The organism is Desulfatiferula olefinivorans (genome assembly GCF_054657895.1).
Window position 1 is genome coordinate 26,324 of record NZ_BAAHXV010000026.1, and the last position, 14,569, is coordinate 40,892.

The window sequence follows — 14,569 nt, forward strand, 5'->3', positions numbered from 1 at the left end:
TCATGGCCGGGGAAATGTCCGGGGGGGCTACACCTTTTAACCCTCAACTGGGAGATGCTATGAAAACACTGAAAAAACATGTGACATGGGTGCCGGCGTTGCTCCTGATGGTTTTCATCGGAGCCTTACCGGCCGTTGCCGCGGATATTGATCCCGAGGCCTATTGGCAGGAATGTGACGATATCTTCTGCGGCGCACCGCCTTCAGGCGGCGCGGGCGGCGGCGGCGCCGGCGGTATCGTCGTGCTGGTCACCTACAACCTGGGGCCCCTCGCGTATTTTTCCGACGACAGCGATGACGACGGCACCATGGACGGGGTGGACAACTGTGTGATGGCCCCCAACGACCAGACCAACAACGACGGGGACGATCTGGGCGACGCATGCGACAACTGTCCGACCGTGACTAACCCAGACCAGGCCGACCGGGACGGGGACAACATCGGCGATGCCTGTGATCCCAACATCGACGGCGACGGCGAAGTCGATCTGGACGAAGACGGCGTTGCCGACCCGGGGACGGCTATTCTCAATGAAGACGACAACTGTCCGACCATCGCCAACGTGGACCAGCTGGATACGGATGGTGACGGCATGGGCGATGCCTGCGATGATGACGACGACAACGACGGCATTCCCGACAGCATCGACGAGTGCCCCAAGGTGCCCAACGCGGGACCGGGAGCGAGCTGCAACGATTCGGACGGGGACGGTTATGACAACAATGTGGACCACTGCCCCTTCTGCCGAAGCACCCAGAACAGGGATACCGACGGGGACGGTGTGGGCGATGTCTGCGACAACTGCCCGAACACGGACAACCCCGACCAGCAGGATACGGACAGAAACGGTAAAGGTGATGCGTGTGATGCCTAAACTGCTGACAGCCATCGTTGCCGGTCTGGCCGTCCTGGTTACGGGGTGTTCCGATCCCGATCTGGAACGGGCCCAGTCCCGCAGCAAGGTGACACTCGCCGGGAATTTCCTCACGGAAAATCCGGACGTGATCAATTTCCCCATAAGGATCGCGCTGGCCATCGACTGCTCCGGGTCCATGATGGGGTCCGATCCCGACGGCGCCCGTATCCAGGAGGCCTGGGATTTCATCCAGACCTACCACGATTATGAAAGCGTCAAGTTCGACGTGATTTTATGGAACAACACGGTCAGCGGCACCACCGGCGGCTTCACCCGCGACCTGACGGCCATTGAAAACGTTTTGTTCAACTACAACAACACGTCGACCACCAGCTACATCACGGCCATCCAGACCGCCGAGCAGCATTTTCTGGCGGAAATCGCGGACATGCGGAACGACAACGCCCAGAGCGCCAACATCGCCCGCATGAAGTGCATCGTGATGTTCTTCAGCGACGGTCTTCCCGATCCCGGCGGTTCCCTGATGATCAATCAGATCTACAACGCCGTGGAGGACATGGAAGAACATCTGGTCGAAGAGCAGGGCGTCGCCCTGTTCAACTTCCATACCTTCTTCCTGTCGACCCTGCTTCAGGCCAACGTGGCGGATTACAACACCGCCGTGAACCTGATGACCAACATGGCCAACTACGGCAACGGAATCTACACGGAGTTTGAGGAAGACGACGACATCGAGTTCATCAATATCGTGGACATGCGCCTGACTGTGGAATATCTGGTCAAGTTCATCATCGCCTTCAACACCAACGTGCGGCCCGGCAACGAGATCGTTTATGTGGACAGTGACGGGGACGGGCTCACCGACGAGGAAGAGCTGGATGTGGATTTCAACCACAACGGGCGCATCGACCCTGTGGAAGAAGGGCAGGCGACCAACCCCATGCTGCGTGATACGGACAACGACGGCCTCAGCGATTACTTCGAACGCAAGATGAGTACCATTGACAATGCCCTGGACCCCCTGAACCCGGCGGACAGCGGATGCCCCTACGGCGCGGAAGCCATGGACCGGGACCGGGACGGTCTCACGGACTGTGAAGAGGTGATCAAGGGCACCAGCTACAACAATCCGGACACGGACAGCGACGGAATACCCGACGGCATCGAATTCTACATGGGAACCAATCCTCTGGAAGTCCAGGCCATGGATGATTCGGATTTCGACGGCGTTCCGGACTGGCTGGAAGTTCAGCGTCACACCAACGTCCGGGTCAACGACGACAAGATCCGGGCACGTTACAGTTATTACTACGACATCAGGGACCTGGGGCTCATCGAACTCAACCAGGGCACCCAGTACCAGTCCCGGCGTCGGCGGATTTCTTTCAATATCTCGAATATCGATATCATGGCGACCCTGGGCAGCGAGACGCTCCTTCCCGGAGACAATCTGATCCGTATGTTCATTGCGGAAGTGCCCGAGGACATGCCCGATTCCAACCCCGTGTACCGGGTGGCGGATATCGTTGTCAACTATTACGATACGGAGAACCGAACCATCCAGGTGGACAGTTTCGAGGCTCTGTAACGCATATTAAACCCATAACCGGAAAAGACCAGGTGAATGATATGAAAAAACTGATTGTGCTGATCATGGCTCTTTGTGTGGTCGGATGTTCGTCCGACTCCTCGGACCCCAACGGGACCGGTCCCATTGAAATCACCGTGACGGACAGCGGCGCCATTTCGGCGAGCAGAATCCGGGGTGAAATCGCGACGGTGGGTGAGGTGGACCGCTATGTGGTGAACCTCGCCGAAACGAACCGGACGGTCCAGATCCGATGCACCAGCGATACCATGCGGCCCGACGTGGATCTTCTGGTCAACGTGTTTGAGCAGAACGCCCAGGGCGAGCTGGTCATGGTGGCCGGGGACCATGCCCTCGAAGACGGGCCCGGGGACGTGGACCTCAAGGTCAACGTGTTTGTGGACACGCCCAAGCGGCTGTACATCAACGTGCGGGATCTGATGGACGATGACGTCTCAAACAATAAACCCTATTATGTGTCCGCCAGTTACGAAGCGGCACCCGACGGCAACGGCTCCTTTGCCAATGCCGATGCCCTTGTGGTTGGCGGTGACGCGATCCGGGACGTGATCGGGTCCCAGGACGATGCGGACTGTTTTCTTATCCAGGCGGCCGATGACGGGGTCTATGACATCGATGTGGATTTCAACCGGGCCGCGGGTTCGGGCGTGACCCTTCAGATCCAGGTTTTCGACGACCAGGGGTCCCTCATCGAGGCAAGGAATCAGGGCGCGGCCACCCGCAGTCATCTGATTCATTTCCTGGCCGCCGGGGATTACTATGTGGTGGTGAACGATGACGGCAAGGACGATTTCGACAACCTGTCCTATTATGACATCAGCGTGGAAGAAGTTGACGGGGCGGAAGCCATGGCAAACGATACATACGCCGACGCCGTCGCCCCGGCCGGCGTTCAGTTCGACGGATCCATCGATTATTTTGAAGACCTGGACATCTACGCCGTGGATACCGCCGTGGCCGGAACCATCAAGGTCATGGACCTGGGTTTTTTCAGCCACATTCCCCTTCGCTATCTAGTCGAACTGCATGAAACCCAAGGCGGTGTCACCACCACGGCCTTTTCCCATCAATACCGGGGCGGCGACAACGGTGACGGCCAGTACCAGGCCACCCTCAAGCTGGATAGCGCGGCCGAATACCACCTCGTGGTCCGGCCCCTTGACGGCGCCTCCGTGGCCGTCCGATGCCCCTACACGGTGGACATGACCGTCGTCGGCGTCACCGATGCGGACGAAGCCGGTGACGGCAACAACGTGGAATCCGACGCCATCGATCTGACCGGCGTGCCGGCTCATACCGGAAAAATCGCCTATCGGGGGGATGCGGACTGGTTCACGGTGACGTTCCCGCGTGATCCTTCGGTCCACAGGGTTCTGAGCCTGGATCTCGATATCCCCGTTTCCGAAAAGGTTCAGTACGCCATGCGCATCACCTGCCCGTCAGAACCACTGTTTGAAAAAATCGTGTTCAACAGTGCGGCCGATCAGCGGGACGTGGATCTGGCCACCGGCATCCTGGTGTCTCCGGGTGCGGGGGATGTGTCCTATGCCGTCAAGGTCCATGATTTCCAGAACGACAATGGTGACTCCGACGGAGAATACACCCTTTCCTGGAGCGTGGCTTCCGTTCCGACCGCCGTTGCCGCCTGCCCGAAGGGGGGCGATACCCTGTATCACAATGAAAACGATGAATCCGGCCTGACCGAATCGGTGACCATTGAGTATCCCGACACCCGCGAGGCCGTGTTCAAGGTCAATACCGTTCCCTTCGCCATCGTGGATGAGACCCATCCGACCCGAACCGGCGCGGGCACCTTTGCCGACCCCGTGACCCTTCATTTCCCATGGGTGGCAGGCTACATCGATTACCAGGGCGATGAAGACTGGTTCAACCTGGATCTCACCGAACCCCTTAACCCCGCAGACGAGGCCTGGTACTACACGATCAGCGTGGAACTCTACGCGAACGGCAGCGAGGTGGAATACATGTGGGAGTTCATGCCCGATTCAAACGGCGATGACCGCGTGTCCACCCAGTGGTGTCAGGCCACACCGCTGACCTGTCACGAAGGGGTTCTGGCCGGATACAGCGATGCCTCCACGACGGCGGACCTGGTGGACAACGCCCTTACGGCCACGGGCTACAACACCGGCAGTCTCTGGATCGGAAAAGGGGAGGTAAGCGGGTCCGTCTGGGACCGCAACGTTTTCTTCCGGATCAGTGATTTCAACTATCTGAGAACCGCCGCGGATGTGTTGAACCCCGACCCGGACAATGACTGGGGCTTCGACGCACCCTATTATTTCCGCCTGACGGTCCGCTACTACAGCGGCGCGCTGCAGCCCCCCGCACCCTGATGGACCGCCCTTCTCACCGGGGGCACTTTGAAAAACACACGGCCGCATTCTTTCTAAGGATGCGGCCGTGTGTTTGGGATGATGACGGGGAAAAATCCATCATCATCGTATGACTTTGGCGGGTATGACTATGGTCATCCCCCCCTTTGCGTCATTCGAAAAAGCTGATGTCGCCTGCGCCTTCGCGGAGGATTTCCGGTTCGTCGTCGACCAGGGAGATGACGCTGGACGGGCGGTTGGGAACGGGGCCGCCGTCGATGACGATGTCGATCTGGTGGGGGTAGGTGTCGCTGATCATCCAGGCGTCCAGGATGGGTTCGTCGTCGTCAAACGTGGCGGTGGTGGAAATGACGGGGTTGCCCAGGCCCTGGATGATGGCCATGCAGATGGCGTTGTCCGGCACCCGGATCCCTGCGTTTTTTCGTTTGGTCAGCATGATTTTGGGCACCAGCTTGGACCCTTCGAGGATGAAGGTATACGGCCCGGGCAGACAGCGCTTGAGGGTCCGGTAAGCGTAGTTGGACACCTTGGCGTAGTCGCTGATGTGCTTGAGATCCGAGCAGATGAAGCTGAACGGTTTGGACGGGTCGCGCCGTTTGATCTGATAGACTTTTTCGATGGCCTTCTTGTTCATGATATCGCAGCCGATGCCGTAGTAGGTGTCGGTGGGGTAGGCGATGATGCCGCCGTCTTTCAGGCAGGCCACGACCTTGTCGATCAGGCGGGCCTGGGGATTGTCCGGGTTGATGGGAATCAGCATGCTAACCTTCCTTGTTTCAAAATCCTGTCGTGTTGAACACCCGGTCACCATGGGCCATGTCTGTGTTGACAGCCATCGAATGTTGAGAAGAGGGCGGGTGCCGGGCAAACGGAGCAGATGATTTTTAGCAGGCCGGCCCTTTAAAATCAACATCAAGTTTCAAGAACGCGGCAAGGCGATTTCCCCTTATCCGGACGGTCTCCTTGACATTCAGCCGCTCTCCTTTTATTTTGAGTTCATCTCTTCGTTTTTTCTCGTCATCATCGTCATCCGCTTCGCGAGCGGATGACGATTCATTGTCGGATGTGTATTGTTCTGATCGCCGATAGCGATGGGCGTATTCGTTGTTCCAAAATTATTGAACATTTTTCCGCCGCGGGTCACGCCGGGGAAGGTCCGGTTATGGTTGATCGTATCATTCGGTATTTCATGGAAAACAAGCTGGTTGCCGTTCTGGCGGCTCTGGGGTTCATCGGATGGGGGCTGATCACGGCTCCCTTCGATTGGCGCCTGGGCCCTCTTCCGTCCAACCCGGTGCCGGTGGACGCCATTCCAGATATCGGCGAGAACCAGCAGATTGTCTTTACCGAATGGCCCGGGCGGTCTCCCCAGGACATCGACGACCAGATCACCTATCCCCTGACCACTTACCTCCTGGGCCTTCCGGGGGTGAAAAGCGTCCGAAGTTCATCGGTGTTCGGATTTTCGAGCATTTACATCATTTTTGACGAAGACGTCGAATTCTACTGGTCACGGTCGCGGATTCTCGAGAAAATCAACGCCATCCCGCCTTCTCTTCTGCCCGACGGGGTTCAGCCCACGCTGGGTCCGGATGCCACGGCCCTGGGACAGGTGTTCTGGTACACCATAGAAGGCCGGGACGCGCAGGGTCGTCCGTCGGGCGGATGGGATCTCCATGAAATCCGGTCGGTTCAGGACTATTATGTCACCTATGCCTTGAACGCCGTGCCCGGTGTGTCGGAGGTGGCGTCCATCGGCGGATTTGTTCAGGAATACCGGATCGATGTCAATCCCGATGCCTTGAGTGCCCACGGCGTGCCGCTGAGCCTTGTGGTGTCGGCCGTCAGGCAGTCCAACCGGGACGTTGGTGCGAAAACCATCGAGATCAATCAGGCCGAATACCTGGTGAGGGGCCTGGGCTACCTGAGGTCGGTCGCCGATATCGAGAAGATCGTGGTGTCCGTGTCAAACAATGTGCCGATTCGTATCCGTGACGTGGCAAACGTGTCGCTCGGGCCGGCCGTTCGCCGCGGCGTTCTGGACAAGGACGGGGCGGAAGTGGTGGGCGGCGTGGTGGTTGCGCGATATGGGGCCAATCCCCTTTCGACCATCGACGCGGTCAAGGACAGAATTCGCGACATCGCCCCGGGACTGCCCGTTAAGACGCTTCCCGACGGCACGGAAAGCCGTCTGACCATCGTTCCCTTCTACGACCGATCGACGCTGATTTACGAAACCCTGGGGACCCTTGAAGAGGCTCTTTCCCTTCAGATTCTGACCACCATCCTGGTCATCATCGTGATGATCCGGAACCTCAGGGCCTCGGTGATGATATCGGCCCTGCTGCCCATGGCCGTCCTCATGGTGTTCATCGTCATGCGTTATGCCGGGGTGGACGCCAATATCGTGGCCCTGTCCGGCATCGCCATCGCCATCGGCACCATGGTCGATCTGGGCATCATTCTGTCGGAAAACGTTATCCGGAGCATCCGGGAAGCCCCCGAAGGCCGGCCCCTGATGGAATCCGTCTACCAGGGGGCTTCGGATGTCTCATCGGCCATCATTACCGCCGTGTCGACCACCATCGTCAGCTTCATTCCGGTGTTCACCCTGGAAGCGGCCGAAGGAAAACTGTTCGGTCCCCTGGCCTTCACCAAGACCTTCGCCCTGATCGCCGCCCTTATGGTTTCACTGTTTATCCTGCCCGTCATGGCCCAGTTTTTTTTCGGATTCCGGTTGAAAACAAGGCGATCCGGAATCGTTTTTGGCAGTCTGCTTGTGATGGCGGGAATTACGGCGATTGTATCAGGCGCGGCGTGGGGCGGCGTCGTCCTGACTGCCTTTGGTCTTTCCTCGGTGTCTGAAAAAATTTTTCCCGTTCCGGATGCGCCGTTTCAACGGTGGTATCACAGGCTGACCTCCAAGGCGAACATGATCATTACCGTTGCGGCGGTGATCTGGCTTCTGGCGTCATACTGGCTTCCTCTGGGACCGGGACGGAGTCTTTTGGTCAACATGCTTTTTGTCGCCCTGCTGGTCGGGCTGATTCTCGCGTTCTTTTCGATTCTGGAGTATTTCTACGCCCCGCTTCTGGCCGTATGTCTGGAATACAAGAAAACCTTTCTGGCCTTCCCGTGCGCTCTCGTGCTGCTGGGCCTGACCATCTGGCTGGGGTTTCCCGTCCTGTTCGGCCCTCTGGCCAAAGGGACGGATTATCTGGGCTGGAATATAAGGACCACACGGGTCTGGTCAGGGCTTGCCCATGCCCTTCCGGGGATGGGCAAGGAGTTCATGCCCTCCCTCGACGAAGGAAGTTTCCTTCTGATGCCCACATCCATGGCCCATTCGGGCATGGAGTACAATCGAACGGTGCTGGGCCGGCTGGACATGGCGGTTACGAGTATCCCGGAAGTGGACGGCACGGTGGGCAAACTGGGGCGGGTGGAATCCGCCCTGGACCCGGCACCGGTGTCCATGTTTGAAAATGTCATCGCCTACAAGCCGGAATACGCCGTCAATGAACGGGGGCACCGCATCCGGTTCAGCACCGACGGAAAAGGCCGTTTTCTGACGACAGACGGGGAGGCCCTTACCCAGGATGAGGCCTTGTCGATGAGTATCGGTCCGGCGCAACTGATTCCGGACGAGGACGGGCTTTATTTCCGAAACTGGCGGTCCCATATCAGGTCTCCGGACGATATCTGGGCCGAAATCGTTGAGGCCGCCACCATTCCGGGGGTCACGTCCGCCCCGAAACTCCAGCCCATCGAAACCCGGCTGGTGATGTTGCAGACCGGCATGCGCGCGCCAATGGGCATCAAGGTTTACGGCCCGGATCTTTCGACCATCGAAGCCTTCGGCATAGAACTGGAGGCCATCCTCAAACAGGTGCCGGCGGTCAAGACCGAGGCGGTGTTCGCGGACCGGGTGATCGGCAAACCCTACCTTCATCTCGACCTTGATCGCGAAGCCATGGGCCGTTTCGGGCTGAGCGTGGAGGATGTCCAGCAGGTCATCGAAACGGCTGTGGGCGGCATGACCCTGACCCGAACCGTCGAGGGGAGGGAGCGTTATTCTGTGAGAGTCCGCTACCCCAGGGAGCTGAGGGATGATCCCGAATCGCTGCTGCGCATTCTTGTCCCCACACCGGACGGAGCCCGGATTCCTCTGGGCCAGGTGGTCTCCATGACGTTTCATCGCGGCCCCCAGATGATCAAAAGCGAGGACGGTTTTCTGGTCGGCTATGTACTGTTTGACAAACAAAAGGGCCATGCCGAGGTGGATGTGGTCAATGACGCCCGAAACGCCATAACGGCCCGCATTGGCGAAGGGACCCTGTCGGTCCCGCCCGGAGTGAATTTTAGATTTTCGGGCAGCTATGAAAACCAGGTCCGTGCGGAAAAACGGTTGACTGTCATCATTCCCCTGGTCCTTGCCGTGGTTTTTCTGATTCTTTATTTCCAGTTCCGTTCCGTCACCACGGCCCTGATGATTTTCAGCGGGGTGGCCCTTTCGTTCAGCGGCGGATTCATTCTGCTCTGGCTCTACGGACAGGGGTGGTTTGCCGATGTGTTCCTGTTTGGAACCCATCTCCGGGAGCTGTTCAACATGGGCGCCGTGAACCTGAGTGTGGCGGTCTGGGTGGGATTTATCGCCCTGTTCGGCCTTGCAACCGACGACGGCGTGGTTATGGGGACTTATATCGACCAGAGTTTCAGACGGCATCGGCCCCAAACCATCGACGGGGTCCGGGCCGCCGTGATCGACGCGGGGTGCCGGCGGATCAAACCGGCGGTCATGACCTCGGCCACCACCGTCATCGCCCTGTTGCCGGTACTCACCTCGACCGGTAGGGGAGCGGACATCATGGGCCCCATGGCCATTCCCCAGTTCGGGGGGATGCTGGTGGCCGCCGTTACATACTTTATCGTTCCCACGCTGTATTGCCTGCGTGAGGAACGTCGCATCGGAAAGGGGCGGCCATGACACGTATCATTTTTTGTATCGCGATGATTCTTGCTGCCGGTCACCGTGTGCAGGCCGGGACACTTGAGGATTATCTGGTGCTTTCGGCGGAAAACAATCCCGGCCTCAAGGCCCGATACGCCGAATACCAAGCGGCGCTTCACCGTATTCCTCAGGCCGGTGCCCTGCCGGACCCCGCGTTGACGTTCGGGTATTTCATTTCGCCGGTGGAAACCCGCATCGGACCCCAGAAGGCGCGTTTATCCCTTACCCAGACGTTTCCATGGTTCGGCACCCTTAAAAACCGAAAAGACGCTGCGGCGTTCAACGCCGAGGCCCTGTTTCAGGCCTTTGTCGATGCCCGGAACAGCCTGTACCTGAAGGTCACGGACGCCTATTACTCGCTTTATGAAGTACGACGGCTTTTGGCCGTCCAAACGGAAACGATCGCCCTTCTCGAACAATACAGGGATATGGCCCTTCGTGCTTTCGAGCAGGACAGGGCCGGGATGGCGGACGTACTGCGTGTGGACCTCCGGCTGGAGGAGGAGAGAGCCGAGCTGTCCATTCTCGAAGCCAAAGACGTGTCCCTGGTCGCGGCGTTGAACGCCCTGTTGAACAGGCCGGGCAGGGAAAAGGTGACGGTTGACGCGCTTTCGGATGCCGACATTCAAACTCCCATGAGGGCGATAACGGATCCGCCGGCCGATCATCCCGTTCTGCGGGCCTACGATTTAAAGATCAGGGCAGGCGAAGCCGGGCAGCGGGCCGCCCGGCTCCAGGGATTCCCCAGACTGGGGCTGGGCCTGGACTATGTGATGGTGGACCGCCGGGACGATATGGCGGTTGAAGATAACGGAAAAGACGCGCTGGCGGCCATGGTCACCGTGAGCATTCCCCTGCTTAGGCCCGCCTACCGTGCGTCCGAAGGCGAGGCCCTGCAGCTTAAACACAAAGCTGTCCTTGAAAAGGAGGCCTTCGTAAACGATTTTCGGTCACGGTATGAATCGGCCCTTTTTGAGGCGACCCGGCAACGCCGCCTGATCGATCTTTATGACAGGCAGATTCAAACCGCAACGCAGACGCTCGAACTTGTTCGTTCGGCGTACCGGCATTCGGGAGCCGATATCGAGGCGTTGCTGGACATGCAGCGACAGCTCCTCGATTACGAGAAAAAGAACATCACGGCCCGGGTCCGGCTTCGGATCGCCCTGGCCCAACGCGATTATCTGACAGGAGAAAACGATGCGCCTTTCCGTTGACAAAAAAACGATCATCATCGCCGCTTTCTGCCTGATCACGGGCCTTGCGGCCGGTATGTGGATGGGAGGCGGCACGGAACCGGAGGCGGATCGAACCTCCGGGCCGGTCATGACGGAGCAGAGTATCTTTACCTGTTCCATGCATCCCCAGATCCGGCAGGGCGAACCGGGTGACTGCCCCATCTGCGGAATGGATCTCATCCCCCTGATCGATGAGGGCGAAAATGCCGCGGATGCCGGAGCCGTTCGCATGTCACCGCACGCCATGGCCCTGGCCGAGGTAAAGACGGCCCGGGTCCGGATGGCGGAACCGGAAAAACAGGTGAGGCTCACCGGCAGAATCGAGTCCGATCCCAGGCGGGTTTTCCGTCAGTCTTCCCACGTCGCCGGGCGGATTGAGACACTGTCCGTGAATTATATTGGCGCGTTTGTTCGAAAAGGGCAGGCGATTGCGACCGTGTATTCACCCGAACTGGTGCGGGCAAAGGAGGAACTGATCGAAGCCGTGAGCATGAAACAGCCCCGCCCGGAACTGATTGAGTCGGCCCGGCAGAAGCTTTTGAACTGGAAGCTGACCGAGACCCAGATCGACGCCGTCGTGTCGTCGAAAACGGCAGGCGACCTGTTTCGGATGCATTCCGATGTTTCGGGGCATGTGATCCGGCTGAACGTACGCGACGGTGATTATATCGGGCGGGGATCGCTGCTGTTCGAGGCGGTCGATCTTTCCCGGGTCTGGGTGATGCTGGATGTGTATGAATCCGATCTTGTGTGGATCCGTACGGGAGACAGGGTCGATGTGGCGGTTCAGGCCTTCCCGGGAGAACGATTTTCCGGAGACATCGTCTACATCGATCCCATCATCGATCCCCGGACCCGGGTGACCCGCGCCCGTGTGGAACTGGATAACCCGGACATGGCGCTCAAGCCCGATATGTTCGTTTCGGGGGCGGTCGGCGCCCGTCTGGATCACCCGGCCCTGATCGTTCCCAAAACGGCGGTGATGTGGACGGGCCGGAGGTCGCTGGTCTATGTCCGTGACAATGACGGCGACGCGCCCCGATTCCGCCTGCGGGAGGTGGTCCTCGGACCGGCCCTTTCCGATGATTATGTCGTGAGACAGGGCCTGGCCGAGGGCGAAACCATCGCCGTCCACGGCACGTTCAGTGTCGATGCCGCGGCTCAGCTTGCCGGAAAGCCGAGCATGATGAGCCTTAGGGGCTCACCGGCCGTCGCGCATTCCCACGGCGGGGTTCTTCTTCCCGGCCTGAAGGAACGGGAAACGGTTCACGCTGATTCTGCGCCGCAGGCTTTGGATGAAGGATCCAGACGCCTGCTCAAGGCCGTCTATGACGACTATCTGGCGTTCAAGGACGCATTGGCGGCCGATGACATCGACACGGCCCGGGCCCGGGCGTCTGCATTCAAGGCCCGGATCGAGGACACGTCGCCTTCGGCCCTGCACGGGACCTGGCTGAAGGTCCGGGAGGCCCTGGTCGGAACCCTGGCCCATGCGGCCCATCAGGAGTCCTTGGCAGACCTTCGAAAGACGTTTCAGGCCGTGTCCCGGTCCATGGTCGACATGGCCCGGGGCCTGGGCCCGGCAGATCGGACGCTCTATGTTCAGCACTGCCCCATGGCCGATGATAACAAGGGTGCGGACTGGCTGAGCGCGGACAAGGAAATCCGGAACCCGTATTATGGAAAATCCATGCTTTCCTGCGGCGAAGTCACGGCGACCATCGGGTCGACGGACAACGCCAATAACTGATGATCAACCAAAGGAGTGACGGCTTCGTAAAAAGTCCGATATCAACGTTACGCGTCATCCCTCGTCACTGCGGCGTACCCTAAGTACGCCTCATTCCTCGGGATTCGCAAGCCTTGATCTCGAACATTTTACGAAGCCGTCCAAAAACTTACTTTTTACGAGACTATCAAGGAGTGATACCATGAAAACCAAAACCATACCTTACGTGATTGTGTTTGCTCTGGTTTCGACCCTGTGTTTTGCACAGGCGTCCGTGACGCAACGTTTTGAGGTTCCCGGTCTCTGCGGCATGTGCGAAAATCGCATTGAAAAGGCGGCAAGGTCGGTGGACGGTGTTTCCGAAGCGGACTGGAACCTTGAAACCAGGCAGCTCACGGTCGTTTTTGACACTTCGAAAACCGATACGGATCGGATTCAGAACGCCGTCGCAGGTGCGGGGCACGATACCCCCATGCACAAAGCCGATGACGATGTGTACAACAAACTGCCCGCCTGCTGTAAATATGAACGCGGAGAAAGACAAAGCGGGAAGGGCCATAACCATTGAGTTGAAACAACTCCCGCCGGCACTCAGCCGTCGGGAGTTGTCTTGTTCAGGAATGTTTTTTCGGACGGGCCGGTGACGGGGGAGAAGTTGACGTTGACGTTAGAGATTCTTTAAAAACAAGGGGTTTCGGCCCTAAATCCTTGACAGGACAGCCCATCCGATTATATGCATGTGTGAAACTTCCCCATCCCCAAGGAGCGTGCCCATGCGTTACGAAGGACAGATCTATCGGCCCTTTTCCGAAGCGAACAGCTACCTTCTCCAGTGTACCATCGGCTGTTCGCATAACGGTTGCACCTTCTGCGGGATGTACAAGGATCGTCGCTTCCGGGTGCGCCCCTTAACCGAGATCCTTGAGGATATTCGCATGGCTGCGGATTATTACGGTGATCTTGAAAAGGTGTTTCTCTGCGACGGGGATGCCGTATCCATGGATACCGATATTCTCATCGAACTGTTGACGGCCCTGTATAAAACCTTTCCATCCCTCCGCCATGTGGGCAGTTACGTGGGGCCCCAGAGTACCCTGGCCAAAGGGCGACGTGACCTGGAACGCCTTCGAAACGCCGGCCTGACGAAAGTTTACCTGGGTGTTGAATCCGGGGATGACCGGGTCCTTGATGCCGTCAACAAGGGCGTCACGGCCGAGCAGATGCTCGATGCCGGACGATATCTTGTTGACGCGGGAATGAACCTGTCGTCCATGGTCCTGCTCGGCATCGCCGGCCGGGGTGAAAGCGCCCGTCGCCACGCGATTCTCACCGCCGAGATCACCAACTTGATGAAACCCCGGTATCTGGCGGCCCTGACCTACACACCGGTTCCCCGGACCGCCCTGTTCAGGAAAGTCGAGGCCGGTGAATTCGTGCTGCCCGATCCCTTCGAAACCTTGGAAGAAATGAAGGTGATGTTCGAGAACATCGAGATCGACAACCTGACCTTCATCGGCTCCCATGCCTCCAACTACCTGCCCGTCAGCGGGAAGCTCCAGAAAGACAAAACCGCCATGATCGACACCGTCAACCGGATTCTGGTCTCCCGGGATATGGGTGCCCTGCGCCAGGATGCCATGCGGGGGCTTTAGGGCTTCGAAAACGTCCGATCTCTGAGTTACCCGTCAGTTCCCGTCACTACGGCGTAGCCGTAGTACACCCCATTCCTTACGGATTCGCGACGCCT

At 58.6% G+C, this 14,569-nt stretch carries 9 protein-coding genes; 8 read left to right on the top strand and 1 reads right to left on the bottom strand.

From position 1 onward, the window contains the following. Window positions 1-59: 59 nt before the first annotated feature. Genes ACYQ11_RS16175 through ACYQ11_RS16185 form a run of 3 tightly spaced genes read left to right on the top strand, consistent with a single transcriptional unit; the run spans window position 60 to window position 4,844 of the window. Window positions 60-875 (top strand): thrombospondin type 3 repeat-containing protein, encoded by an 816-nt coding sequence (locus ACYQ11_RS16175; protein WP_459924849.1) that lies wholly within the window; start codon window positions 60-62, stop codon window positions 873-875. After that, a complete protein-coding gene (locus ACYQ11_RS16180) occupies window positions 868-2,466 on the top strand; it encodes a vWA domain-containing protein (RefSeq protein WP_459924850.1) in 1,599 nt (532 codons plus the stop codon). Before ACYQ11_RS16175 ends, ACYQ11_RS16180 begins: the two co-directional genes overlap by 8 nt. A 41-nt stretch (window positions 2,467-2,507) precedes the next feature. After that, window positions 2,508-4,844, top strand: a complete 2,337-nt coding sequence (locus ACYQ11_RS16185; protein ID WP_459924851.1) for a hypothetical protein — start codon at window positions 2,508-2,510, stop codon at window positions 4,842-4,844. A 151-nt stretch (window positions 4,845-4,995) separates the two neighbouring features. Here the strand turns inward: ACYQ11_RS16185 and ACYQ11_RS16190 are convergent, their stop codons facing one another. Then, window positions 4,996-5,604 carry an L-threonylcarbamoyladenylate synthase gene (locus ACYQ11_RS16190; RefSeq protein ID WP_459924852.1) on the bottom strand — a complete coding sequence of 203 codons (609 nt, stop codon included), beginning with the start codon at window positions 5,602-5,604 and terminating at the stop codon, window positions 4,996-4,998. A gap of 402 nt (window positions 5,605-6,006) precedes the next feature. On the opposite strand from ACYQ11_RS16190, the gene ACYQ11_RS16195 reads away from it, so the two are divergent. From ACYQ11_RS16195 to ACYQ11_RS16215, 5 genes are all read left to right on the top strand, one after another. After that, complete coding sequence (locus ACYQ11_RS16195; RefSeq protein ID WP_459924853.1) at window positions 6,007-9,831, top strand: efflux RND transporter permease subunit; 3,825 nt, start codon at window positions 6,007-6,009, stop codon at window positions 9,829-9,831. After that, complete coding sequence (locus ACYQ11_RS16200; protein ID WP_459924854.1) at window positions 9,828-11,072, top strand: TolC family protein; 1,245 nt, start codon at window positions 9,828-9,830, stop codon at window positions 11,070-11,072. Before ACYQ11_RS16195 ends, ACYQ11_RS16200 begins: the two co-directional genes overlap by 4 nt. Then, entirely contained in the window at window positions 11,056-12,843 is a 1,788-nt protein-coding gene (locus ACYQ11_RS16205) for an efflux RND transporter periplasmic adaptor subunit (protein WP_459924855.1), read from the top strand. Before ACYQ11_RS16200 ends, ACYQ11_RS16205 begins: the two co-directional genes overlap by 17 nt. A gap of 181 nt (window positions 12,844-13,024) precedes the next feature. Then, window positions 13,025-13,390, top strand: a complete 366-nt coding sequence (locus ACYQ11_RS16210) for a heavy-metal-associated domain-containing protein (RefSeq protein ID WP_459924856.1) — start codon at window positions 13,025-13,027, stop codon at window positions 13,388-13,390. A gap of 205 nt (window positions 13,391-13,595) precedes the next feature. Next, window positions 13,596-14,474: a radical SAM protein gene (locus ACYQ11_RS16215; RefSeq protein WP_459924857.1), complete on the top strand. Its 879-nt coding sequence runs from the start codon at window positions 13,596-13,598 to the stop codon at window positions 14,472-14,474. The last annotated feature ends 95 nt before the right edge of the window (window positions 14,475-14,569 follow it).